This is a genomic window from Allomuricauda sp. MMSF_3307, from assembly GCF_030733585.1.
Taxonomy (GTDB): Bacteria; Bacteroidota; Bacteroidia; order Flavobacteriales; family Flavobacteriaceae; genus Flagellimonas.
This window is the reverse complement of sequence record NZ_JASHIQ010000003.1, coordinates 87,735-109,451: the sequence shown is the minus strand read 5'-3', so window position 1 is coordinate 109,451 and position 21,717 is coordinate 87,735. Positions and strand designations below refer to the sequence as shown.

General features: G+C 44.2%; 22 protein-coding genes and 1 tRNA gene. 6 read left to right on the top strand and 17 right to left on the bottom strand.

Features of this window, described 5'->3' with window-relative positions; all coding sequences use genetic code 11:
• Positions 1-22 precede the first annotated feature (22 nt).
• Positions 23-1,480, top strand: coding sequence for an RNA polymerase factor sigma-54 (gene rpoN, locus RBB12_RS08885; protein WP_306013733.1), 1,458 nt, complete (start codon positions 23-25; stop codon positions 1,478-1,480).
• Positions 1,480-2,082, top strand: a complete 603-nt coding sequence (locus RBB12_RS08880) for a hypothetical protein (protein ID WP_179383636.1) — start codon at positions 1,480-1,482, stop codon at positions 2,080-2,082. Before rpoN ends, RBB12_RS08880 begins: the two co-directional genes overlap by 1 nt.
• Here the strand turns inward: RBB12_RS08880 and RBB12_RS08875 are convergent.
• The 9 genes from RBB12_RS08875 to RBB12_RS08835 all read right to left on the bottom strand — a co-directional run bounded on the left by RBB12_RS08875 (position 2,077) and on the right by RBB12_RS08835 (position 7,841).
• The gene (locus tag RBB12_RS08875; protein ID WP_306013734.1) at positions 2,077-2,775 is read right to left on the bottom strand and encodes a porin family protein; all 699 of its coding nucleotides are present in this window, start codon (positions 2,773-2,775) and stop codon (positions 2,077-2,079) included. The two genes, RBB12_RS08880 and RBB12_RS08875, sit on opposite strands and share 6 nt — an antisense overlap.
• 71 nt (positions 2,776-2,846) lie before the next feature.
• On the bottom strand, positions 2,847-3,329 hold the full coding sequence (locus tag RBB12_RS08870) for a biopolymer transporter ExbD (RefSeq protein WP_179383634.1): 483 nt from the start codon (positions 3,327-3,329) through the stop codon (positions 2,847-2,849).
• A gap of 12 nt (positions 3,330-3,341) precedes the next feature.
• Entirely contained in the window at positions 3,342-3,947 is a 606-nt protein-coding gene (locus tag RBB12_RS08865) for a biopolymer transporter ExbD (protein ID WP_179383633.1), read from the bottom strand.
• Positions 3,948-3,958: 11 nt separating this feature from the next.
• Positions 3,959-4,396 (bottom strand): hypothetical protein, encoded by a 438-nt coding sequence (locus RBB12_RS08860; RefSeq protein ID WP_179383632.1) that lies wholly within the window; start codon positions 4,394-4,396, stop codon positions 3,959-3,961.
• A gap of 26 nt (positions 4,397-4,422) precedes the next feature.
• On the bottom strand, positions 4,423-5,151 hold the full coding sequence (locus RBB12_RS08855; protein WP_127142235.1) for a MotA/TolQ/ExbB proton channel family protein: 729 nt from the start codon (positions 5,149-5,151) through the stop codon (positions 4,423-4,425).
• A 78-nt stretch (positions 5,152-5,229) separates the two neighbouring features.
• Positions 5,230-5,317: transfer RNA gene (locus RBB12_RS08850), tRNA-Ser, on the bottom strand.
• A gap of 66 nt (positions 5,318-5,383) precedes the next feature.
• Positions 5,384-6,415 (bottom strand): asparaginase, encoded by a 1,032-nt coding sequence (locus RBB12_RS08845; RefSeq protein ID WP_306013735.1) that lies wholly within the window; start codon positions 6,413-6,415, stop codon positions 5,384-5,386.
• Positions 6,416-6,418: 3 nt separating this feature from the next.
• Positions 6,419-7,186 (bottom strand): TatD family hydrolase, encoded by a 768-nt coding sequence (locus RBB12_RS08840; RefSeq protein WP_306013738.1) that lies wholly within the window; start codon positions 7,184-7,186, stop codon positions 6,419-6,421.
• A 40-nt stretch (positions 7,187-7,226) separates the two neighbouring features.
• Positions 7,227-7,841, bottom strand: a complete 615-nt coding sequence (locus RBB12_RS08835) for a hypothetical protein (protein WP_306013739.1) — start codon at positions 7,839-7,841, stop codon at positions 7,227-7,229.
• 75 nt (positions 7,842-7,916) lie between these two features.
• Between RBB12_RS08835 and RBB12_RS08830 the strand changes: the two genes are divergently transcribed.
• Complete coding sequence (locus RBB12_RS08830) at positions 7,917-8,357, top strand: retropepsin-like aspartic protease (RefSeq protein ID WP_306013741.1); 441 nt, start codon at positions 7,917-7,919, stop codon at positions 8,355-8,357.
• A 48-nt stretch (positions 8,358-8,405) separates the two neighbouring features.
• On the opposite strand, the gene odhB is transcribed toward RBB12_RS08830, so the two are convergent.
• Complete coding sequence (gene odhB / locus RBB12_RS08825; protein ID WP_293287293.1) at positions 8,406-9,626, bottom strand: 2-oxoglutarate dehydrogenase complex dihydrolipoyllysine-residue succinyltransferase; 1,221 nt, start codon at positions 9,624-9,626, stop codon at positions 8,406-8,408.
• A gap of 23 nt (positions 9,627-9,649) precedes the next feature.
• Positions 9,650-12,451, bottom strand: coding sequence for a 2-oxoglutarate dehydrogenase E1 component (locus tag RBB12_RS08820; RefSeq protein ID WP_306013742.1), 2,802 nt, complete (start codon positions 12,449-12,451; stop codon positions 9,650-9,652).
• A gap of 208 nt (positions 12,452-12,659) precedes the next feature.
• Here RBB12_RS08820 and RBB12_RS08815 point away from each other — a divergent pair, with 208 nt between their 5' ends.
• Positions 12,660-13,760, top strand: a complete 1,101-nt coding sequence (locus RBB12_RS08815; protein WP_306013743.1) for an acyltransferase family protein — start codon at positions 12,660-12,662, stop codon at positions 13,758-13,760.
• Between the two features lie 7 nt (positions 13,761-13,767).
• Here the strand turns inward: RBB12_RS08815 and RBB12_RS08810 are convergent, their stop codons facing one another.
• From RBB12_RS08810 to RBB12_RS08800, 3 genes are read right to left on the bottom strand one after another with little or no spacing between them, the layout of a single operon-like run.
• Complete coding sequence (locus RBB12_RS08810) at positions 13,768-14,124, bottom strand: hypothetical protein (RefSeq protein ID WP_293284137.1); 357 nt, start codon at positions 14,122-14,124, stop codon at positions 13,768-13,770.
• A gap of 36 nt (positions 14,125-14,160) precedes the next feature.
• A complete protein-coding gene (gene galE / locus RBB12_RS08805; RefSeq protein ID WP_306013744.1) occupies positions 14,161-15,183 on the bottom strand; it encodes a UDP-glucose 4-epimerase GalE in 1,023 nt (340 codons plus the stop codon).
• 2 nt (positions 15,184-15,185) lie between these two features.
• Positions 15,186-16,340, bottom strand: coding sequence for a DegT/DnrJ/EryC1/StrS family aminotransferase (locus RBB12_RS08800; protein WP_293287301.1), 1,155 nt, complete (start codon positions 16,338-16,340; stop codon positions 15,186-15,188).
• An 88-nt stretch (positions 16,341-16,428) separates the two neighbouring features.
• Here RBB12_RS08800 and RBB12_RS08795 point away from each other — a divergent pair, with 88 nt between their 5' ends.
• Entirely contained in the window at positions 16,429-17,664 is a 1,236-nt protein-coding gene (locus tag RBB12_RS08795; RefSeq protein WP_306013745.1) for a 3-deoxy-D-manno-octulosonic acid transferase, read from the top strand.
• Positions 17,665-17,696: 32 nt separating this feature from the next.
• On the top strand, positions 17,697-19,088 hold the full coding sequence (locus RBB12_RS08790; protein WP_306013747.1) for a sugar porter family MFS transporter: 1,392 nt from the start codon (positions 17,697-17,699) through the stop codon (positions 19,086-19,088).
• A gap of 251 nt (positions 19,089-19,339) precedes the next feature.
• On the opposite strand, the gene RBB12_RS08785 is transcribed toward RBB12_RS08790, so the two are convergent.
• From RBB12_RS08785 to RBB12_RS08775, 3 genes are all read right to left on the bottom strand, one after another.
• Positions 19,340-19,966, bottom strand: coding sequence for a hypothetical protein (locus tag RBB12_RS08785; protein WP_293287307.1), 627 nt, complete (start codon positions 19,964-19,966; stop codon positions 19,340-19,342).
• Positions 19,967-20,010: 44 nt separating this feature from the next.
• On the bottom strand, positions 20,011-20,310 hold the full coding sequence (locus RBB12_RS08780) for an HPF/RaiA family ribosome-associated protein (RefSeq protein WP_179383618.1): 300 nt from the start codon (positions 20,308-20,310) through the stop codon (positions 20,011-20,013).
• A gap of 76 nt (positions 20,311-20,386) precedes the next feature.
• A complete protein-coding gene (locus tag RBB12_RS08775; protein ID WP_306013748.1) occupies positions 20,387-21,709 on the bottom strand; it encodes an ATP-dependent 6-phosphofructokinase in 1,323 nt (440 codons plus the stop codon).
• Positions 21,710-21,717 lie beyond the last annotated feature (8 nt).

Sequence of the window (21,717 nt, the reverse complement as noted above, 5' to 3'; positions counted from 1 at the left end):
AGATTCCAATTCATCAATTCATATGCTGAAGCAACATCTACAGTTTAAACTTTCCCAAAAACTGTCTCCGCAGCAGATTCAGCTCATGAAACTGATTCAATTGCCCACGCAGGCCTTTGAACAGCGATTGAAGCAAGAGCTGGAGGAAAATCCTGCATTGGAGAGCGGCAAAGAGGAAACGGATACCTTGGATGATATGTACGAGGATACCTATGATGAATCGGAGGACCATGAAAACATCGACACCGAGGAGATCAACATAGACGATTACCTCAGTGATGATGAAATCCCCGATTACCGCACCCAAGCCAACAATTACAGTGCGGACGACGAGGACAAACGGGTCCCCTACGCGGCGGGAACATCCTTTACCCAATATTTGCTCAACCAGCTCAATACCGTCTATCTGGATGATGAAGAATGGGCCATAGCTGAGTTTTTGGTGGGCAGCGTGGATGAAAGTGGCTATATCCGCAGACCCCTTGCGGACATTATGGACGATTTGGCCTTCACCCAGAACATATATGTGGAAGAGGACAAGATCAAAAAGGTGCTTGGTATTGTACAAGATCTCGACCCCCCTGGTGTGGCTGCCCGTTCATTGGACGAATGTTTGATCATTCAGCTCAAACGCAAAGAGCCAAAACCTTCAATAGATTTGGCCATTAATATCCTAGAACGGTCTTTTGAACATTTTACCAAGAAACATTATACCAAGCTCATCCAGAAACATCACGTTTCCGAAGAAGAGCTTAAGGAGGCCATTTCGGAAATTGAAAAATTGAATCCCAAGCCAGGAGGCTCCTACTCGGGAAATACCCGAATGATAGAGCACATAGTGCCCGATTTTTCCATTAAAATCGTGGACGGGGAGCTGGAACTGACCCTAAATGGCAGAAATGCACCAGAGCTTCATGTATCCAAAGAATACAGCAACATGCTCGAAGGGTATAAAAACGCCAAGGAAAAGTCCAAATCCCAAAAGGATACGGTCATGTTCATCAAACAGAAGTTGGATGCGGCCAAATGGTTCATTGATGCCATTCGCCAGCGACAGCAAACCTTGTACATTACCATGAATACCATCATGGAATATCAAAAGGAATATTTTATGACCGGAGACGAGCGGAAACTGCGCCCCATGATCTTGAAGGATATTGCCGATAGGATTGACATGGATGTTTCCACGGTGTCGCGAGTGGCCAATAGCAAATATGTGGACACTCCCTACGGCACCAAATTGATCAAGGATTTCTTCTCCGAGGCAATGAAAAATGAGCAGGGCGAAGATGTATCGACCAAAGAGATCAAAAAAATCCTGGAAACCGTTATCCGTGATGAGGAAAAGAAAAAGCCCCTCACCGATGCAAAGCTCGCCAAAATCCTAAAGGAAAGGGGATATCCGATTGCCCGGCGAACGGTCGCCAAATATCGGGAACAGTTGGGCATTCCAGTGGCCCGACTACGAAAAGAGATTTAATGCGCCACCTATTCCACATTATATCGTACCTGTTCCATCCGTTGTTTATACCGATTGGAGGTACGATTGCTTATTTTTTGGTGGCCCCATACAGCACCTTGGAAACCCAAAGTGGCAACATTCTCCCTATCTTTATTTTGACTGTCATCATCCCTATTATCTTTTTCCTGATCTTAAAGAACTTGGGGATTATCCATTCCATATTCCTTCCCACTGTTCAAGAGCGCAAATACCCGCTTTATATTAGTTGTATCATTTTTTTAATGATATTGTACAAAGTAATACCCAATAATTACGTACACGAGCTCTTTTACTATTTTACGGGACTGTTGACGGCCACGTCTGCAACACTTATACTATTGTTCTTTAAATTTAAGACCAGCATGCACCTTTTGGGTATGGGAAGCATCTTGACCTTCTTAGTGGCACTGAGCATCCATTTTGAGATCAACATTACCATCGCCATTAGTTTGTTTACGCTTTGTACGGGTCTGGTGGCCACTTCCCGCCTATATTTAAAGGCGCATACCGCCAACGAACTGTTGATAGGGTTTCTTCTGGGAAGCTGTTCCCAGTTGATTATTCTGAAATACTGGTTATAGGATATAAAAAATGAGCCCAATTCGCAGCACGTTCAATTCAAGAGCTGTACCGTTCAAGGTTGGCCCATCCGCAAGCACGGAATTTAAACTGTAATAGGCGTGGACGTTCCATGTGTTGTATCCAAAATTCAACATGACGCCATATTGGAAAGTTTCAATATCAGGATTGGAAAACGATTCATTGCCGCTATCCATCACCAATTTAGATCGACCCGAGAACACGTAGCCCAATTTTACGCCGGCATATACACGCCAAAACTTATAATCGGCCGCTGTGGAAGTACGCCAACGTAGTTCCAAGGGAAACTCAATGGCATGGGTTTCCAACTTGCTACGGTTAAAGTCAGCATCTACCGCTACGTTGTACGCAATACCATTCTCTTCTTCCGAGGCCACCACATTCGAATAATAGGAATTGGCCGCGTAACCGACACCGAGGCCCAAACCAAAGTTTCTTCTCTTATTCAAAGGAATATCCTTGATAAAACCCACTTGAAGGTTATAGCTAAAATTGCGCTGATCCATCTCGTCGGGCGTATCCAATAACACGTTGTAGGCTACCCCTGTATAAAACTGGTCCTCCAGATACTTTTGGTCCAACTCTTGGATGCTGTCGGTTGCTTCTTGTCCCCACCCAGATACAGAGGAAAGGAGAAAGCCGCAAAGAGCTAATTGAAATAGAAAACGAATCATAGGTGAATTTAAAACAAAAAACGCCCCAAATTAAAAATTTGGAGCGTTTCCCACTAAATCTAAGCTATTGCCTACTGTAGATTGTTAAAAGCATCTCCCTCGTAAGTGGTATAATTCACTTTCAAGGCATTCACTTTTCTCAATTCTTGCTTAATATCGGTAATAAGGCCCATATTGGCTTCCTTATCCACTTTCAAAGCGGTAGTCAATACATTTTGAAGTTCTTGCGGTTTTTTTGCACGTTCTGCCAAGATAAATGAACCTACTTCGTCCACATTGGCAAACTTATCGTTCAATTGGATTTTTGGCTCTGAACCAAAAACCTTTTGATATTCTTGCGTAGGTGTTCCTACGTAAATGTAAATAACGCGATCCTTCTTCTCCAACTTCTTGATTTCGGAAGCATTGGGAAGAGTGTTGGCAACCATTAGAGAACTATCTTTCATTGTGGTTACTGTCATAAAGAAGAACAGTAGCATGAAAACGATATCGGGCAACGAAGCTGTTGATACCGCTGGCAAATCGCCATCCTTCTTTTTATTAAACTTGGCCATATTAAATAGTTATTAATTGGTTGTGGTTTCTGCCTCTGAAAGCTTTTGTGGGAACATATCCTGGATACGTTTCACTTTGTCTTTCAAGTCATCTCTAACGCTCGATGGGGTTTCAGGATCCAAATAATCCGCTTCCATATCGGTAAAATCCTTACCGTACAAACGCTGAGCTTCACGGTTACGCAAGTCGTTGTAAGCACCAACCAACTCATTTTGAACGGTAATGTAGGTGCTATACTTGGTCTCCCTGTCGTTCTTCAACGAGATAATGGCTTTTGTTGGGTTATCTGATGAGGAAGGGTCCTTTTTACCCTTGCAATAAGAGCAGGTTCCGTCTGCACCGTTCTCCAAGAAAGCGGTGGCGGCCTTTCTAAGGTCCTTCATTTCCATCAAATTATCCTCGACCAAAAGCTGTCCATTCTTGTTGATGTTCACAGTAAAAATGTTCTTCTGCTTAATTACAACATCTTGATCTGGCGGCTCTATCGGCGGCAACATCCTGTCCAATCCCGCATCTGTTTCAATGGTGGTGGTCACCAAGAAAAAGATAAGCAAGAGGAACGCGATATCCGCCATGGAGCCGGCATTTACTTCCGGTGCTCCTTTTCTTCTAGGCATAATTCAACTTTTTACTTTACAAACATTCTTTTCAAACCTGGTACTACCATTAGAACTACCGCGATTGCGGTAAGGATGAAGAAAACGTTCAATCCCATTCCAATGTTTTTCACAGTTCCTTCCGTAGTCTCAACGCCTCTTTCGGACATTGCTTCGACCACGGCCATATTATCAGATGAAAGCCCGTATGATACGGCCACTACGATGGCCAATCCACCGATGGCGAAAAGGGCCTTCTTTAAACTTCCTTTAGTAGAGAACAATTTTGCAAACCCGAAGACAACCGTAGTGATTACGGCAATGGCCAACAGGATATACATAATGACGAACATAAAGTTCATGGCTCCACTGTTGATGGCGCTTGGATCATCGGCAGAGGGAAGGGAGAACCAAAGTACGGCAGCTACCAATCCAATGACGATGAGCAATATTTTAACTATTTTATTCATGATTCTCGATAGTTTTTAATTCGTAATTACTTCTTGTGGGCAGCCAACATGTCGATCAAAGCGATGGAGCTGTCTTCCATGTCATTTACGATACTATCGATTTTAGCAATAATATAGTTGTAGAAAATCTGAAGGATAATCGCAGTGATCAAACCGAATACGGTTGTCAACAACGCCACCTGAATATCTCCTGCAATCAAGGAAGCACTCAAGTTACCTACAGCTGCAATTTTCTGGAAGGCCTGGATCATACCGATTACCGTACCCATGAACCCAAGCATGGGGGCAATGGCGATAAACAGGGACAACCAAGATACGTTTTTCTCCAACTGGCCCATTTGTACACCTCCGTAGGAAACAACCGCTTTCTCAGCAGATTCCAATCCTTCGTCAGCTCTATCCAAACCTTGGTAGTAGATAGACGCAACAGGTCCTTTAGTGTTTCTACATACTTCTTTGGCTGCTTCTACACCTCCTGAAGCCAAAGCGTCCTCAACTTGTTGCTTCAGTTTAGTGGAATTTGTAGTTGCCAAATTCAAATAGATGATTCTTTCGATGGCAACTGCCAATCCCAAGATCAAACATAGCAATACGATTCCCATGAAGGCAGGTCCCCCTTGGATAAATTGCTCTTTCAATACCTGGGTGAAACCTTTGCTGGCTTCAGCTTCTTCTTGCAACATTGCTGCAGACGCAGTTGTAGTTCCCATCACAAACATTCCGGCAGCAGCCAGAGTAAAGGATATTTTTTTCATTTTACTTAAACTTAAATTTAGTTAGTTAATAATGTTAAAGATATAAAAATTTTATAATAGAAAAACTAAAATACCTTGCAGAGAGGAAGGGATTCGAACCCTCGATACACTTTTGGTGTATACACACTTTCCAGGCGTGCGCCTTCGACCACTCGGCCACCTCTCTATTGTTTCATTTAGGGCGACCAATAAACAAAAAAATAATCAGTTATAGAAATTTGGAGCGTTAATTTTACACCATTTCACCACGTAGCGGCGTCTCAAAAATTGTCTTGAACAATTTGTCGGGAACCCCCGTCCCCAATAGGTACATCGCTTTTGTAACAGCTGCTTCGGTTGTAATATCCTTGCCATTAACCAGTTGCATCTCCTTGAGCTTTTCGCTCGTTTCGTAGTGCCCCATAAAAACACTTCCTCCGGAGCATTGCGTCACGTTTATGATATGCAATCCTTTTTCCACCGATTTTTTTATGGCATCCAAAAACCAATCGTCCATAGGAGCGTTCCCTGCACCGTAGGTTTCCAAGATTAATGCCTTTAGATCGGGAATGTTCAGTACCGCTTGGAGCACATTTTGGTTGATTCCCGGAAACAATTTGAGTATCGCCACCCGATTGTCCATTTTCTTGTGCACTTGGAGCGACTTGTTTTTAGTTACTTTTTTGATCAGATAATTATGGTGCACCTTTAAATGCACACCAGACTCCACCAAAGGTGGATAATTCAAGGAATCAAAAGCCTCAAAGTGTTCCGCATTGATCTTGGTGGTGCGATTGCCCCTGTAGAGCTTGTACTCAAAATACAGTCCAACTTCCTGCAGCACGGGCTTCCCTTTTTTCTGAAGCGCGGCAATTTCGATGGAGGTAATCAGGTTCTCTTTTGCATCGGTACGCAAATCCCCGATGGGCAATTGCGACCCTGTAAAGATGACTGGCTTCTCCAAGTTTTCCAGCATAAAGCTTAATGCCGACGCAGAATAACTCATGGTATCGCTGCCATGGAGCACCACAAAACCATCGTTATCATCATAATGCTCCTCTATAATGGATGCAATTACGGCCCAATAATGTGGATTCATGTTGGAAGAATCAATAGGATCATCAAAAGAGACACCACGAAGATTGCAATCCAATTGCTTCAACTCTGGAATGTTCTTCACCAGCTCCTCAAAATTAAAGGCCTTGAGCGCACCGGTTTTATAATCCTTCACCATACCGATGGTACCTCCGGTATAGATGAGCAATATGTTGGTCTTTTTTTTCATAGGTCAGATTCCGAATAGCACTTTTGAGTTTGCTGTGGTGATTTCTGCGATGTCTTCTTCCGGCATACCATAAAGGGATGATAGTTTTTCCAACACCTTAACCACATAGGCACTTTCATTCCGTTTTCCGCGATAGGGGACCGGTGCCAAATAGGGTGCATCCGTTTCCAAAACGATGTGTTTAAGGTCAATTTCATTCAAAAACTGGTCGATTTTACCATTTTTAAAGGTGACCACCCCCCCAATACCCAACTTCATATTGTAGGAAAGGGCGCGATGTGCTTGCTCCAAGGTTCCCGTAAAACAATGGAAAATCCCGAAAAGCCCCTCCCCCTTTTCCTGTTCCAATACCTCGAATACCTCATCAAAGGCATCACGACAATGAATTACAATGGGCAATTGATGTTTCTTCGCCAACCGAATCTGATAGGCGAAAGCATCTTGCTGTTCCTTCAATAAGGTTTTGTCCCAATACAGGTCGACTCCGATTTCTCCAACGGCATAGAATTTTTTCTTGTCCAGCCATTGTTCCACATGGGCCAGCTCATCCTTGTAATTTTCCTTTACATGGGTTGGGTGCAGCCCCATCATCAAAAATACATTCTCGGGATAATTGGCTTCCAAGTCGAGCATGGATTGGGTGTAGGTGGAATCGATGGCGGGAACAAAGAACCGTTTTACTCCGGCATCCAAGGCTCGTTGCATCATTTCATCCTGGTCTTCATCAAAGGCTTCGCTGTATAAATGGGTATGGGTGTCGGTGATGATCATAAGTAATTGTTATGTCATTCCCGCGAAGGCGGGAATCCATTTAGTTATTTTCTTGCTGATTATTGAAATCTCTGCTGTTCTTATAAAAGGCTATTGCCTTTCGAAACTTGACAGCTCCCTCTTTGGTTTGGTCATAAATAAATCCGTTTAGCCCTGGATGATTCTTCTCAATCCAAGACACTAGTTTTTCCCTTTTATCCACCCAGAGGGAATCATTAAAATCAACATACTCGATAACATCAATTTGATAGATGCCCCCGTCTTTGATTTGCATGATTTCGTTGGTGACAAAGGGCTTTTCATGCAAAAAAATAATTCTTTCACATTCCTTTGAAACTTTCAAATGAAGCTCTCCACCTGCCTTTTTCACGTTCAAAATTCTATATGTTGGTGCAAAAACAGAATCCCACTGGAACAAAGAGCGATACTCTTCCCTACTAAAGGTTCGGATATAATCCATTTCATTAAAACGAATACTGTCAACAAAAAGCCCGACCAGCTTATCGTAATCCGATGCATTCAACGCATCTATATAGTCATCGGCAATTTCAATCGAGTCAATTTCCTGATGGTGTTTCCATTTACAAGACACAAAGATCATCATGGCCAAAATGAAACTAAGACCGGTAACCTTACTGAAATGAGATTTACACATAACACAAAAATAGGCTTATCTTAGACGTCCCAAAACTTTGTTATCGATTAAAGCCCTTCAAGAGCATATTTCCATATGGCATCACTCAAAAAATTCCTAAAATCCAAAGACTACCTTAAAATACCTTTGGTATTGACCGAAACCAACCACTTTGAACTAGTAGCCAGCATTAATGGTGTAAAGGGTAGGTTCATCTTGGATACGGGAGCCTCCAACACCTGCGTAGGCATGGACAAAATCGAGTTTTTTAAAATGCTATCAGAGGCAACCGACATTAAAGCTGCCGGAGCAGGCGCCACGGAAATGGAAACCTTGATTTCCAACAAAAACAAAATCCAAATCGGCGACTGGAAAAAGAAAAAACAGAAAGTCGTTCTTTTTGACCTTACCCATGTCAACCAAGCCTTGGTCAACCACAATGCCTTGCCGGTTGATGGCATTATTGGCGCCGACCTCCTGAATAAGGGAAAAGCGGTAATTGACTACCATAAAAAATGCCTCTACTTAAAAAAGTAAAGGCATTTGTTTTATAAATCTCTCGACTGCGCTCGAGATGACATTCACTTATAATTCCAACGCTTTTTTAACATCGCCGTCCATCAACAATTCTTCTGGACTTTCCAAAGCTTCTTTCACAGCCACCAAGAACCCAACGGACTCTTTACCATCAATGATTCTGTGGTCATAAGAAAGTGCTACGTACATTACCGGAGCAATGGCTATGGCACCATCTCTAACAATGGCTCGTTCCACAATATTGTGCATGCCCAAGATTCCGCTTTGTGGCGGGTTGATAATCGGGGTGGACAACATGGAACCGAACACACCTCCGTTGGTAATGGTAAAGGTACCACCAGTCATTTCATCCACAGTGATTTCACCTTCCCTGGCACGGATGGCCAATCGTTTTACTTCGGATTCGATTCCTCTGAAGGTCAAGTTCTCCGCATTTCGGATAACGGGCACCATCAAACCTTTCGGTCCTGACACCGCAATACTGATATCGCAGAACTCATAGGTGATCATTTCCTTGCCATCGATCATGGAGTTAACGGCGGGATACATTTGAAGGGCGCGGATAACGGCCTTGGTGAAGAAGGACATAAATCCAAGACTCACCCCATGCTTTTCCTTGAACTCTTCCTTGTATTGGCTACGCAACTCGAAAATCGCCGACATGTCCACTTCGTTGAAAGTGGTCAACATCGCTGTTTCATTCTTGGCAGACACCAATCGCTCGGCCACCTTTCGGCGCAACATGGAAAGTTTGGATCGGCTCTCACCACGGTTTCCTCCGGTGGGCGTACCCATGGATGGCTTTGCCTTCACGGCATCGTCCTTGGTGATACGGCCATCTTTTCCAGTACCGGAAACGGATGAAGGTTCAATACCTTTTTCATCCAATATTTTTTTGGCTGCTGGGGATGGTGTCCCAGAAGCATAGGTTTCCTTTTTAGGCTCCTCTTTCTTGGGCGCCTCCTTTTTAGGCTCTTCTTTTTTGGACTCCTCTTTTTTATCGGAAGCGTCTGATGAACCTTCAGGCTTTTTGGCACTGGTATCGATAAGGCATACTACTTCGCCAACGGCTACGGCGTCGCCTACTTCGGCCTTAAGGGTAATAATTCCGCTCTCCTCTGCAGGAAGCTCCAATGTTGCCTTGTCCGAGTCTACCTCGGCTATGGCCTGGTCTTTCTCCACATAGTCTCCATCCTCTACCAACCACTCGGCGATCTCTACCTCTGTAATGGATTCCCCTGGTGAGGGAACTTTCATTTCTAAAACCATTCTATTATCGTTTATACGTGATATTATCTTATTTGCATATTGTCCTTGCTCTTATCAAAAACGTAGTCCAGTACTTCGGCATGACGTCTTTTGGAGCGTACGGCACTACCTGCGGCAGGAGCACCATAAAATCTTCGGGAAGCCACCCTAAATTGTTTGGCCTCGTCCAAATGCATCAACATATGGCTCCAAGCGCCCATGTTTCGAGGCTCTTCTTGGGCCCAAACAATGTCGTCCGCATTCTTGTATTTTTTGATAATGCTTCGCATTTCTTTGGCCGGTAACGGGAACAATTGTTCCAAACGAACCAAGGCCACATCTTCCTCACGGCCAAGCTCCTCTCTTTTCTCCAAAAGATCGTAGTAGAACTTACCGGTACAGAATACCAAGGTCTTCACTTTGCTAGCCTTAACATCTGCATCATCGATTACCATTTGGAAACTTCCATTGGCCATCTCCTCTTTTGTCGAGACCACTTTGGGATGCCTCAACAAACTCTTTGGCGTAAATACGACCAATGGTTTACGGAAGTTGGCCTTCATTTGTCTGCGGAAGAGATGGAACAAGTTGGCCGGGGTGGTCACATCGGCCACGAACATATTGTCCTTGGCACATAATTGCAGGTATCTTTCCATACGTGCTGATGAATGCTCTGCCCCTTGACCCTCATATCCGTGAGGCAATAGGAGCACCAGTCCATTTTGCAGTTTCCACTTATCTTCTGCGGATGACAAATATTGATCAATAATGATTTGGGCACCGTTACTGAAATCCCCAAACTGTGCTTCCCAAATGGTCAATGTTTTTGGGCTCGCCATGGCATAACCATAATCAAATCCCATCACCGCATATTCCGAAAGCAATGAGTTATAGATGTGGAACTTCCCGTTTTGGTTCTCCCCCATCTCATTCAACAACACCACTTCTTCTTCGTGCATTTCGGTTTTGATGACCGCATGCCTGTGCGAAAAGGTTCCCCTTTCCACATCTTGCCCCGTCATACGTACATCATAACCTTCCTCGATCAGAGATCCATAAGCCAATAACTCACCCATGGCCCAATCCAGCTTGTTGTCCTCAAAGTACATTTGATGACGGCCTTCCACCAATCGCTCCAATTTCCTCAAGAATTTTTTATCCTCCGGAAGTTTGGTAATGCTCTTGGCAATTTCGTCCAATTTTTTAAGATCGTACGTGGTATCTATAGGTTTCAGCATCACCTCTTCGGTAACCTGCTCAAACCCTTCCCATTCATCCTGCATGAAAGGGGTAATTCTCGTCTTTTCGATTTTACGGGAATCCATAAGATTCTCCTCCAAATCGTTCTTGTATTTTTCCTCGAGTTCTTTTACGTAGTTCTCGTCGATAATGCCTTCGGCAATCAACTTCTCCGCATAAATATCCCTTGGATTTTTGTGCTTGGATATGGACTTGTACAACAGGGGCTGTGTAAACTTGGGTTCGTCACCCTCGTTGTGACCATATTTACGGTAACCCAGCAGATCCAAGAAAATATCGCGTTTGTAACGCATCCTATATTCCAAGGCAAAGGTAGTGGCATGCACCACGGCCTCTGCATCGTCGGCATTTACGTGAAGTACTGGGGAAAGGGTCACTTTGCCCACATCCGTACAGTACGTTGATGATCTTGCATCCAAATAGTTGGTGGTAAATCCAATTTGGTTGTTCACCACAATATGGATGGTACCCCCGGTAGTGTATCCCTCCAAACGGGCCATCTGTATCACTTCGTACACCACACCCTGACCTGCAAAGGCGGCATCTCCATGAATCAATATAGGGAGTACCTCGGAAATATTGTCACCATGGTCTCTATCTTGTTTGGCCCTGGCGATACCTTCAACTATGGAGTTGACGGTTTCCAAGTGGGACGGGTTCGGAGCAATGTTCATATTGACCATTTTGCCCGAATCGGTCTCGCGCTTGGATGTCCATCCCAAGTGATATTTCACATCACCATCGAAGATGGTTTCCTCGTAATCCTTTCCATCAAACTCGCTGAAAATATCTTTGGGCGATTTTCCGAAGATATTGGTGAGGACGTTCAAACGTCCACGGTGGGCCATTCCCACCACAAATTGCTTCACTCCTTGGTCCGCAGCCTTTTCAATGATTACGTCCAAAGCAGGAATCAAAGATTCACCCCCTTCAAGCGAAAAACGCTTTTGTCCCACATATTTGGTATGCAAGAAACTTTCGAAGGACACAGCCTCGTTCAATTTCCGTAGAATATTCTTCTTTTCCTCTGGGGTATAATCGGGATGGTTATCGTTTTTGTTGAGCCAATCCTGAATCCACTGGATACGCTCCGGGGTCCGGATGTACATATACTCCACCCCAATGGCGTCACAGTAAATACTCTCCAAGTGACGGATGATCTCTTTTAAGGATGCTGGTCCTATGCCCAGGATTTTGCCGGCATCAAAAACGGTATCCAAATCTTCTTGGGTAAGGCCAAAGTTGTCGATATCCAAGGTAGGCTCGTACTTGCGTCTTTCTCTAACGGGGTTCGTCTTTGTAAAGAGGTGCCCTCGGGAACGGTACCCATCAATCAGGCGGATGACCTGGAACTCCTTTTGCAGGGTTTCCGGCATTTCCACCTTTCTTCCATTGGTGAGTACGACCATGCCACTCTTGTCCGAGTCGATGCCCAAATCCTCCAAGGAACCTTCCAAACCGAAATCAAAACCCTGAAAAAAAGCCCTCCAACTGGGCTCTACGTTATCTGGATTCGTTAGGTATTTATCGTATTGCTCCGCAAAGAATGATGTGTGCGCAGCGTTTAAAAATGAATATTTGTCCATTCTTTCTGTTTCTCCAAAACTTTATGGAAAATTTTGTCAAAAATACGGGTTTTAGCGTTCATATGCTTGCAATGCCCATAAATTCTTCTTCAAATTTACAACTATATCACAGAATAAACAGGATAGCACTAAAAATGAAATTTTTAACTGAAATTAACAGGGGAAACTAAAAATAATTTAACTTCGAGGGCCAACTAATCAAACCAATATGTCCTTATTCAAAAACCGATACCTCTCCTTGGATGTCTTTAGGGGATTGGATGTCGCCTTGATGATCATTGTAAATTCTCCCGGAAACTATTCCACGACCTTTTCGCCATTGTTGCACGCCGAATGGAACGGTTTTACGTTGACCGACCTGGTTTTCCCCACCTTTTTGTTCGTAGTGGGTAATTCCATGAGCTTTAGCATGAAGAAGTACGAAAGCATGGGGCAATCGGCGGTGTTCAAAAAAATATTGAAGCGAACGGCCATCATCTTTTTGTTGGGCTTTTTAATGTACTGGTACCCATTTTTTGATGATGGACAGCTAAAACCTTTTTCCGAAACACGAATTTTTGGAGTTTTACAGCGAATCGCACTCTGCTACATGTTCGCCTCGATCATTCTTCACTTCGTGAAGACCAAGACCGCCATTTGGCTCAGTCTGGCCTTTTTGGTGGGCTATCATTTGATCTTGATTGGTTTTGGGGATCTTACCTTGACCGGAAATGCCGTGCTTCAACTGGACAAATGGTTGATCGGCACCGACCATATGTATAAAGGTGAGGGCATCCCTTTTGACCCTGAAGGATTGCTGAGCACCCTGCCCGCCATCGTCAACGTAATTATTGGGTATTTGGCCGGACGGTTTATCCAAAACAATGGTCAAAACTTCGAAACCGTTGCCAAATTGATGATGGTCGGTTTTGCATTGGTGTTTGCAGGCCTGGCATGGGACCTTCTATTGCCCATCAATAAAAAGCTATGGACCAGTTCCTTTGTGTTGCTCACCTGCGGTATTGATCTTTTTGTCATCGCCATTCTCATCTATTTCCTCGATATGAAAAAAATGAAGGGGTGGAGTTACTTTTTTGAAGTCTTTGGCAAAAACACCTTGTTCATTTACCTTTTATCGGAACTGTTCATCATCACCTTATTCGCCATTGATATGAACGGGCAATCGCTGTACAGTTGGATAGCCGATACCGTTTTTATCTCTTGGTCGGGCGGCTATGTGGGCTCGCTCCTATTTGCGCTATGGGTGATGCTCACCTGTTGGCTGGTAGGGTATATTATGGACAAGAAAGGCATTTATGTAAAAGTCTGACCTTTGGTCAGCGGCTATATTTGGCCTTGTACCAGACTTTTTGCCATTCCCGTTTCAACAACAAGAAGGATACTTCCGCCGAAATGTCGACCACATCGGCGGGAGCTATTTGTTTGACTTCTTTTTCGGAAATATCCACTACATACAACAAGTTCAGGTATTCCGGGAACTTCTCCACCATTAGAAAATAGACTTTCTCGTGAATGGTACTTTTGAGCTCTTCCGGAGTGATGTCCAAAGGAATATTGATGGGCACATTGGCCAATTCAAAATCCTTTTTGAGCTGATGCAGCAATTTGTGATAGAGTTGCTCTTGCTGGACCGCTTCCAGCAACTCCAGACTGTTTGTAAAGTTGGATAGCATACCCTATTTACGATAAAAAAGGTGATTCAGGACGACTTAGGTGGCATTTCTTACCTTTTTCTCCCATTCCCAGGCCGATGTCATGGCATCGTCCAAACTGGACTCCGCTTTCCACCCCAATACTTGGTTGGCCTTAGTGGTGTCGGCGTACGCCTGAATGACATCCCCTGGACGTCTGCCCACGATTTTGTAGTTCAACTTTTCCCCTGAAACACGCTCAAAGCTCTGTATTACCTCCAAAACAGAACTGCCTTTTCCGGTACCTAGATTGAAGACCTCGTAGTTGCTTTCGTTCTTGTTTTCCAACAATCGTTGAAGAGCAGCGACGTGCGCTTTTGCCAAATCCACTACGTGAATGTAATCCCGAATACATGTACCATCCTCGGTAGGGTAGTCATCCCCGAATACAGAAAGCTCTTTGCGCAAACCGATTCCCGTTTGGGTAATGAAAGGAACCAAATTTTGGGGCACTCCAATGGGCAATTCACCCAATTTAACCGAAGGGTGCGCACCAATGGGATTAAAATAGCGGAGGGCAATCGCTTTGAGTTCTGGTGTTACCTTGCACACATCGCGAATGATCTCCTCACCTACCTGTTTGGTGTTTCCGTATGGGGATTCCGCTGGTTTAACCGGGGCGGATTCGGTAATCGGCATTTGGTCCGCTTGGCCATAAACGGTACAAGAGCTACTGAAAATAAAATTGGCTTCGCCTTTTTTCTTCAGCTCTTGAAGAATGTAGACCAACACCCCAAGATTGTTCTCGTAATACAACAATGGGTTTTCCACGCTTTCCCCTACCGCTTTGGATGCCGCAAAATGAATTACCCCTACAATGTCGCTATGCTTTTTGAAAAAATCTTGGACCTTTGCTTTTTCCCGAAGGTCAAATTCTTCAAAAATGGGTGTTTTCCCGGTGATTGCAGTTATGCCGTCCAAAACATCCTTGGAAGAGTTGGAAAGATTGTCCACTATGACCACCTCATGGCCTTCATTCTGTAGTTCCACTGCGGTATGGGAACCAATAAAGCCCAAACCACCGGTTACGAGTATTTTCATATTTATGTATTTACAAAGTCAATGACCAAATTGGTGATGTAATCAATTTGCTCGTCATCCAACTCCGTATGCATCGGCAGGGAAATCACCTCGTTTACCAACTGATTGGTCACAGGGAAATCATCTTCGTTGTATCGCTCATCAGCATAGGCCTTTTGCTTGTGCAACGGTACTGGATAATATACACCACAAGGAACGTCGTTATCGTTTAAATGTTGCACAAGACCGTCCCGTTTACCGTTCAAAATACGAAGGGTATACTGATGGAACACATGACAGTCGCAAAGACTTTTCCCAATTTCGCAGTCACAGGGTATACGCGGTGGCACAATATGCTCCTGTCCACGGAACGCCTTGGTATATTTTGATGCTGCCTCCCAGCGCTTTTGGTTATAATAATCCAATTTCGGGAGCTTGGCGCGCAATACCGCGGCCTGAATGGAGTCCAAACGCGAATTGACACCGACCACATCGTGATAATATCTTTTGTACATCCCGTGGTTTACAATTCCACGAATGGTATGTGCCAAATCATCATCATTGGTAAAAATGGCACCCCCGTCCCCATAACAGCCCAAGTTCTTTGATGGAAAAAAAGAAGTGGCTCCTATATGACCTATGGTTCCTGCTTTCTGTTTGGAACCATCCTTGGAGAAATAAGACCCACCTATGGCCTGTGCGTTATCTTCAATAACGTATAGGTCATGCTTTTTAGCCAGTTCCATAATGGCATCCATATCAGCACATTGCCCAAACAGATGTACGGGAACAATGGCTTTTGTTTTTGGTGTGATGGCCCTTTCAATGGCTTCAACATCAATATTAAAGGTATCTTGACGCACGTCCACCAAAACGGGGGTCAATTGCAACAAACCTATTACCTCCACAGTTGCAGCGAAAGTAAAATCGGCCGTAATCACCTCATCGCCAGGTTTCAAACCGAGTCCCATCATGCAAATTTGGAGGGCATCGGTTCCGTTGGCGCACGGAATCACGTGTTTTACCCCCAAGTAATCCTGCAATTCGTTTTGGAACGCTTGCACATGTGGGCCGTTGATGAATGCGGAAGAATCCAAGATTTCCGCTATGGCTTCGTTGACCTCGGTTTTTATCCCTTCATACTGACCTTTGAGGTCAACCATTTGAATTTTTTTCATCCGAATAAATTAATGCTTCAAAATTAAGAAATTAAGATGCCATAATGGCCCTTGACCGAAAGAATGTATTTTAGCAAAAAAGAAGCCTTTGCATTTTATCTACCATATTCTTTTAAACATAGTCTGGTTTGGCCTGCATGTGGTCGCACTCTTTAATGCCAAGATCAAATTGTTCGTACGGGGGCGGAAACAGACTTTTTCTATTTTAGAGGACAAATTGAACCCTACGGACAAAACCATTTGGATGCATGTGGCTTCCTTGGGTGAATTTGAACAGGGACTGCCTATTTTGGAGCGTTTACGCGCCCAATATCCGAATCATAAATTGGTGCTCAGCTTCTTCTCGCCTTCCGGTTATGAGGTTAAAAAGAATACCACAGCAGCCGATGTGGTGGTGTATCTGCCTATGGACAGTCTATCGAACGCTAAACAATTTTTAAAGCTCGTTCATCCCGAACTGGCCATTTTTGTGAAGTATGAGGTTTGGCCCAATTATCTCCATCAGTTAAAAAAGAGCAACACCCCTACGATTTTGATATCGGCCATTTTTTCTAAGAGGCAGATCTATTTCAAGCCGTATGGAGGATTTATGCGGAAAAGCCTTCAAAAATTCGATACCTATTTTGTACAGGACGATGATTCCAAAAAACTATTGGACTCCATTGGCATTACGAAGGTGCAAGTGGGAGGCGATACCCGTCTGGACCGTGTTTCCGAAATTCTGGAACACAACAACCGTTTGGATTTTATGGACCGTTTCAAGAACAATCAACTGTGTTTGGTCGCGGGAAGCACTTGGCCAGAGGACGAGTCCATTCTTATCGATTACATCAACCGTTCCGAAGAACGCTTGAAATTTGTCATCGCCCCCCACCAAATTAAACCGGCACATGTTGCTAAAATTACCGCTGCACTCCAAAAACCTTCCATCTGTTATTCGGCCTTGGGTGACCAAAACCTAAAGGAAATCGATGTACTGATCATCGACACTATTGGGTTATTGACCAAAATCTATAGTTATGCCAATATCGCCTATGTGGGCGGTGGCTTTGCCACAGGATTGCACAATACCATGGAGCCTGCAGTTTTTGGGGTGCCCATCATCATTGGGCCACAATTTGAAGGTTTTAAGGAAGCAGAAGACTTGGTCCGTGAGGGGGGAATCGTCCCGGTATCCAGCAAAGACAGTTTTTCAAATCTGATGAACGATTTGCTCACTCATCCGACCACGCTACAAAACAAGGGGAAAATCAATTCAGATTACATCAACTCCAACAAGGGGGCATCCGATTTGATCATGAAATACATTTCCAAGGTTTTGTAAAATTTGGTTAGCTTTAGCAAAATTAAGCCTACATGGACAAGCGTATTTTCAGAATTTCGTTGACAGCGGCCCTAGCGGGCTTTTTGTTTGGTTTCGACACCGTTGTCATTTCCGGTGCCAACCAGCCCATAAAGGAAATTTGGCAGACCAACTGGTTCTTGGGCGATTCCATTTTTACGTTCCATGGTATTTTTATCATGTCCATGGCCCTTTGGGGAACCGTATTGGGCTCGCTTTTTGGCGGAATCCCTACCGATAGGTTGGGACGCAAGAAAACCTTGTTCTGGATTGGGATATTGTACTTTGCTTCGGCAATCGGCTCTGCCTTTGCGCCTGAACCTTACAGTTTTTCGCTATTCCGGTTTATCGGTGGTATTGGTGTAGGGGCATCCTCCGTGGCAGCCCCAGTCTATATTTCAGAGATTTCAACAGCGCAGACCCGGGGCCGGTTGACGGCTATGTACCAGTTCAATATTGTTTTTGGTATCCTCATCGCATTTATTTCCAACTATCTCATCGGAATTATTTTTGATGAAAGCATTGCTTGGCGCTGGATGTTGGGGATTGAAGGGCTCCCTGCCTTAATCTACACCCTAATGGTCTTCAAAATACCGAACAGCCCCAGATGGTTGCTCATGAAGGATCGTGCCGATGCCATTGTGATGGAATCCATCACCCTGCTGGGCATTGCCAAGGATAGGGCATCCATCCATTTGGAAGAAATCAAAATTGCTTTGGTGGAGACCACCGAAAAACAACGGGACAGCCTGTTTTCAGGAAAATATAACAAACCACTCATGCTGGCCTTCTTGATTGCCTTTTTCAATCAACTGTCCGGTATCAATTTTGTGCTGTACTACGCTCCGGAAATTTTGGAGCGGGCAGGTCTTGCTTCGGGCGAATCACTCTTTAGTTCCATTTCCATTGGGGTCATCAATCTGATATTCACCTTCGTGGGGATTTCCCTGATCGATAAACTGGGGCGCAAGCAATTAATGTATATTGGTTCCATTGGCTATATCATCAGCTTGGCCATGGTAGGCTGGTGCTTTTATTCGGGCGCAAGTTCGGTATTGCTGCTTACCTTCATTTTGATTTTTATTGCTTCCCATGCTGTGGGGCAGGGCGCTGTGATTTGGGTGTTCATTTCCGAGATATTCCCCAATAAGGTGCGTTCCTACGGGCAGTCTTGGGGAACGGGCACTCATTGGGTATTTGCCGCTCTCATCACCCTGCTCACCCCTACCTTCCTCGATGCTGAAATTGGTATTTTCAAGGACAACCCCTGGCCCATTTTTATCTTCTTTGCCGGTATGATGGTGCTCCAATTGCTCTGGGTCATTTTTATGATGCCAGAAACCAAGGGCATCAGCCTTGAGGAACTCGGCAAATTGCTCAGCCGCAAAAACGAACGCTCCAAATAATTGGTTTACAGCACATGCCATAAATACACCCGTTAGTCGAATAGTACAGTGAGGCATAGAGGGAATGCGCAAATAATTCCTTAAATTGAAAGAAATTACACTATTATGCCAGATGAAATTAGCTTTGGAAACAAACTTATGGTCGGTTTTTTGCGGATCATGGTCTTCATATTGATTGTGATTCTGATCGCAATTCCGGTTTTGATTATTTTGGACTTTTTAGGGGTTCTAGAGGCCCTTGGCATGTCGTCCTAAAAAATCACATCCACCTCTCCCATTGATTTGGTCACCAATTTGATATAGGAATCAATGGCCTTATTGATGTTGTGGGGTTCGGTGACATTTACCTCTCCTCTCCAGATCAGTTCAATCTCTTTTCCTATACAGATACAATAGAGTGAGGTTTCTGCGTGATAGATATTAAAGGTATCGTAGTATTCAGGATCGTAATATATATTTTGATGCTCTAGATAATCCGTGCTGAACCGCATGAACAACTTGTCCACATCATTAAGATGTTCTTTAAACGTCCTTCTGTTTTCCGTACCCACAAGTTTGGTAAAAAGGATGGCATCGAACCCTTTATCCAGCAGCTGTTCCTCTACCTCGGCCAGTTCCTGCTCAGATCGTTCGGCAGAAGTAAATTCCACATCAAAAAGATCGATGCTGCGAACGGCATCCACACCTTGACTTTTGAGCGCTTCGGCAAATTTGGTCTCAAATTCCACGCGAGTGGCATCTTCCTGTGTCATTCCGACCACCAACACCTGATAGGCATCAAAGATCACCGTATCTGGATTCTTCCATGTGCCCACCAATCTGGTGGAAGAGCATCCCATGAGGAGCAGAAGACTTATACCGATTAATGTCGCTTTCATTGCTTAGGTTTAAAGGTTCGTTCGCAGCAAGGACCTAACTATTGTCAGTGCGTACTAAAAGTAGCCTGTCTTTTCTCCAATTGCCTCTTAAGGTCGTCTATGGTTTTGGACATGGACTTCTCAAAATCGTCGGTATTGGACTTTGCAAAAATTCGTGGACCAGGGGCACTCAATTCTATTTCACAGATTTTGCCTTCTCCGGTTTTATCGTTTTCCGTTTTGAACAACACATTGGCCTTGATCAACCAACTATATTTTTGCTCCAGCCCCTCTAACTTTTTCATTAATATTTGGGTTAGCGAATCGCTGGTCATCATCTTTTGATATTGAACATGTACTTCCATGATTATTGTTTTGATTATGGTCAAATCTATGACCCTTTCATTTTAAATTTAATGACAATTGTCATTTTCAATCCGATTATTGTCCCAACGAAAATGGCTGTCCCGTACTTTGCAGCACAGAGAACCAAAACTCTCCTTCCAAGTCGATTTTTTTACGCTTTTTGGTCACTTCCGTAATGGGAATGTACACGTATCGGTTATTGATCTTGCTGGCCACGAACTTGGTTTTGCCTGTCATGGCTCCGTGCACGGCGTGATAAGCCAATCGGCTACAGTAAACACTATCGCTGGAGTTCGCCGGAGCACATCTCACAATATAGCTAGGGTCGATGTACTTGATCGTCACCGGACATTTCTCCTTAAAATAGGCCGCGATTTTTTCCTTTAGGAAAACCCCAATGTCCTGGTGCTGGATATTCCCCGAAGCATCCTTTACTTCTTCCTTTTTAGTGAACAATTGTTGCCCGGCCCCTTCGGCCACTACAATTACAGCATGCTTTTTATGCTTCAACCGTTCTTCGAGGATGTTCAAAAAACCATGTTCCCCTTCCAAGGTAAAATCCATCTCGGGAATCAGTACAAAATTGACCACGGGCATGGCCAGTGCTGCCGAAGCAGCTATAAATCCACTATCCCTTCCCATTAGTTTAATGATGGAAATTCCGTTGAAGGCGCCCGTAGCCTCGTTATGGGCATCGCGCAAAATGGGACTGGCCACATCAAAAGCCGTCTCAAATCCAAAGGACTCATCAATGAGGTCGATATCGTTATCGATGGTCTTTGGAATACCGACCACACTTATTTTTCCGTTCCGTTTCGCAATTTCCTCTCCAATGGCGTTCACCCCTTTTAAGGTTCCATCGCCACCAATGGCAAATAGCATGTCCACTTGATTGTTTTCTAAGGTATCCACCATTACCGAAACATCCTGTGCACCGCGTGAAGATCCCAAAAAGGTACCTCCAAACTGATGGATATCCTTTACTTTATCCGGTGTCAGCTCCACTAGCTTATGGCCTTTATCTGGATTCAACCCTTCGTAACCATATGGAATACCGATAATTTTCTTGACCCCATAGAAATAATGTAGTGCCATCACCAAGCCACGGATCACATTGTTGATGCCCGGGCACAAGCCACCGCAGGTGACTATGGCCGCCGTCGTGTTTTGGGCATCAAAAAAGAGGTCCTGTCGTGGACCGGCTTTTTCCAGACAGACTGGTTCCTCCTTATTCGCAAGGCATTGATTGAAATAGGAAATCGACTGATCGAATATCAACCGATCCGCATCGCTCACGAAATTAAAGATGTTGTCGCCCTTAACGGTGCTCAATTGTAGGGGCGAACTGTACTTGGACGCCCCTAGGCTTTCTATGTGGAATCTATTTGTATCGGTCACTTCTAATT

What these genes read in the sequence shown, in the direction of transcription:
- RBB12_RS08875 (WP_306013734.1), bottom strand. Translation starts at nt 2,775, where the DNA reads ATGATTCGTTTTCTATTTCAATTAGCTCTTTGCGGCTTTCTCCTTTCC.
- RBB12_RS08835 (WP_306013739.1), bottom strand. Translation starts at nt 7,841, where the DNA reads ATGTGTAAATCTCATTTCAGTAAGGTTACCGGTCTTAGTTTCATTTTG.
- RBB12_RS08830 (WP_306013741.1), top strand. Translation starts at nt 7,917, where the DNA reads ATGGCATCACTCAAAAAATTCCTAAAATCCAAAGACTACCTTAAAATA.
- RBB12_RS08865 (WP_179383633.1), bottom strand. Translation starts at nt 3,947, where the DNA reads ATGCCTAGAAGAAAAGGAGCACCGGAAGTAAATGCCGGCTCCATGGCG.
- RBB12_RS08815 (WP_306013743.1), top strand. Translation starts at nt 12,660, where the DNA reads ATGTCCTTATTCAAAAACCGATACCTCTCCTTGGATGTCTTTAGGGGA.
- rpoN (WP_306013733.1), top strand. Translation starts at nt 23, where the DNA reads ATGCTGAAGCAACATCTACAGTTTAAACTTTCCCAAAAACTGTCTCCG.
- galE (WP_306013744.1), bottom strand. Translation starts at nt 15,183, where the DNA reads ATGAAAATACTCGTAACCGGTGGTTTGGGCTTTATTGGTTCCCATACC.
- RBB12_RS08810 (WP_293284137.1), bottom strand. Translation starts at nt 14,124, where the DNA reads ATGCTATCCAACTTTACAAACAGTCTGGAGTTGCTGGAAGCGGTCCAG.
- RBB12_RS08845 (WP_306013735.1), bottom strand. Translation starts at nt 6,415, where the DNA reads ATGAAAAAAAAGACCAACATATTGCTCATCTATACCGGAGGTACCATC.
- RBB12_RS08880 (WP_179383636.1), top strand. Translation starts at nt 1,480, where the DNA reads ATGCGCCACCTATTCCACATTATATCGTACCTGTTCCATCCGTTGTTT.
- RBB12_RS08840 (WP_306013738.1), bottom strand. Translation starts at nt 7,186, where the DNA reads ATGATCATCACCGACACCCATACCCATTTATACAGCGAAGCCTTTGAT.
- RBB12_RS08860 (WP_179383632.1), bottom strand. Translation starts at nt 4,396, where the DNA reads ATGAATAAAATAGTTAAAATATTGCTCATCGTCATTGGATTGGTAGCT.
- RBB12_RS08785 (WP_293287307.1), bottom strand. Translation starts at nt 19,966, where the DNA reads ATGAAAGCGACATTAATCGGTATAAGTCTTCTGCTCCTCATGGGATGC.
- RBB12_RS08855 (WP_127142235.1), bottom strand. Translation starts at nt 5,151, where the DNA reads ATGAAAAAAATATCCTTTACTCTGGCTGCTGCCGGAATGTTTGTGATG.
- RBB12_RS08800 (WP_293287301.1), bottom strand. Translation starts at nt 16,340, where the DNA reads ATGAAAAAAATTCAAATGGTTGACCTCAAAGGTCAGTATGAAGGGATA.
- odhB (WP_293287293.1), bottom strand. Translation starts at nt 9,626, where the DNA reads ATGGTTTTAGAAATGAAAGTTCCCTCACCAGGGGAATCCATTACAGAG.
- RBB12_RS08780 (WP_179383618.1), bottom strand. Translation starts at nt 20,310, where the DNA reads ATGGAAGTACATGTTCAATATCAAAAGATGATGACCAGCGATTCGCTA.
- RBB12_RS08870 (WP_179383634.1), bottom strand. Translation starts at nt 3,329, where the DNA reads ATGGCCAAGTTTAATAAAAAGAAGGATGGCGATTTGCCAGCGGTATCA.
- RBB12_RS08790 (WP_306013747.1), top strand. Translation starts at nt 17,697, where the DNA reads ATGGACAAGCGTATTTTCAGAATTTCGTTGACAGCGGCCCTAGCGGGC.
- RBB12_RS08820 (WP_306013742.1), bottom strand. Translation starts at nt 12,451, where the DNA reads ATGGACAAATATTCATTTTTAAACGCTGCGCACACATCATTCTTTGCG.